This is a genomic window from Pseudoduganella sp. RAF53_2 (genome assembly GCF_052113985.1).
Taxonomy (GTDB): domain Bacteria; phylum Pseudomonadota; class Gammaproteobacteria; order Burkholderiales; family Burkholderiaceae_D; genus Rugamonas.
This window is the reverse complement of sequence record NZ_JBFRDW010001022.1, coordinates 1-1,291: the sequence shown is the minus strand read 5'-3', so window position 1 is coordinate 1,291 and position 1,291 is coordinate 1. Positions and strand designations below refer to the sequence as shown.

Here is a 1,291-nt window from a genome sequence, read left to right as displayed (position 1 = left end):
GTGTAGCGCGCAGCAGGCTTGCCGTTCTTCGAGAAGACGATGTCGAATTTGCCGGGCGCGGCGCCATCCAGCTGCAGATCGATAAAGAGGTAATTGTGATTCGCCACGTGCGCGACGGAGGCGATACGCACGCCCGGGTAATTCACGCTCGGTTCCAGATCGCCCAGTTTCGGCCCATGCACCATCAGTTGCAGGTGCGGGTCGTGCATGCCGCTCCACCAGAAAGCCGGCTCCATATGCTGGACGCGGTAGTCCTGGGCATGCGCGAGCGGGAAGAGCAGGGCGCCTGCGAGCAGCAGGGCGGCGCGGGAACGGGTCATCTTTGGTCTCCGGATAAGCTTGTGAACGGGACAATACACCTATTTCTGGTGTAGTTCTACTACATGAATTTTGACGTGGTCTTGTAGCCGAAATACAACGGAGCGCATAGTTTAGCCTATAGGGAAGGGCAGAAATAGATTGTAGTGATGAAAGTCATTCATTGACATTGAATCTAGTTTTAGTACAGAATCCGCTCCAGAGCGTCCAGTAGAACGTTCGACATCCTTGGATTCCCGTGTAGTTAAGCTAAACCGACTGAGCAAGTGGTTGCGGGAAATGTGTTTAATGTGTGAGGGGACATTTAATGAATAACTTCGCAAGCAAGCGACGCACCACCGCTGCTTTCCCACTGAATCCGGTCGCCGCTGGCTGCGCCGTGTTCCTGACCATCCTGGCCAATTCCGCGTACGCGCAAAGCGCGACCACCGGCCAGGCTGCCGACGTGCAGATGCAGACCGTGACCGTGTCCGGCATCCGTCGTGGTATCGAGGACGCGATCTCCGTCAAGAAAGACGCAACCTCCATCGTTGAAGCGGTTTCCGCTGAAGACATCGGCAAGCTGCCGGACTCCTCGATCGCTGAATCCATCGCCCGCCTGCCAGGCCTGGCCGCTCAGCGCGTTGCCGGCCGTGCGCAAGTGATCTCGGTGCGCGGTCTGTCCCCGGACTTCTCCACCACCCTGCTGAATGGCCGCGAACAGGTTTCGACCGGCGACAACCGCAGCGTTGAATTCGACCAGTATCCATCCGAGCTGCTGAGCGGCGTGACCGTGTACAAGACCCCTGATGCGGGCATGGTCGGCCAGGGTCTGTCCGGTACGCTGGATCTGCAAACCGTGCGTCCGCTGAACTTCGGCAAGCGCACCGTGGCACTGAACGTGCGCGGCGAGAAGAACTCGCTGGGCACCATCGCCAACACCAACTCCTGGGGCAACCGCTTCAGCGCGAGCTACATCGACCAGTTCATGGAC

At 58.6% G+C, this 1,291-nt stretch carries 2 protein-coding genes; one reads left to right on the top strand and one right to left on the bottom strand.

Features of this window, described 5'->3' with window-relative positions:
• Positions 1 to 320 (bottom strand): cyclomaltodextrinase N-terminal domain-containing protein (locus AB4Z11_RS32015; protein WP_442030247.1); only part of this gene is annotated, 320 nt, incomplete at its 3' end.
• Positions 321 to 625: 305 nt separating this feature from the next.
• Between AB4Z11_RS32015 and AB4Z11_RS32010 the strand changes: the two genes are divergently transcribed.
• A partial coding sequence (locus AB4Z11_RS32010; protein WP_442030245.1) for a TonB-dependent receptor plug domain-containing protein occupies positions 626 to 1,291 on the top strand: 666 nt, incomplete at its 3' end.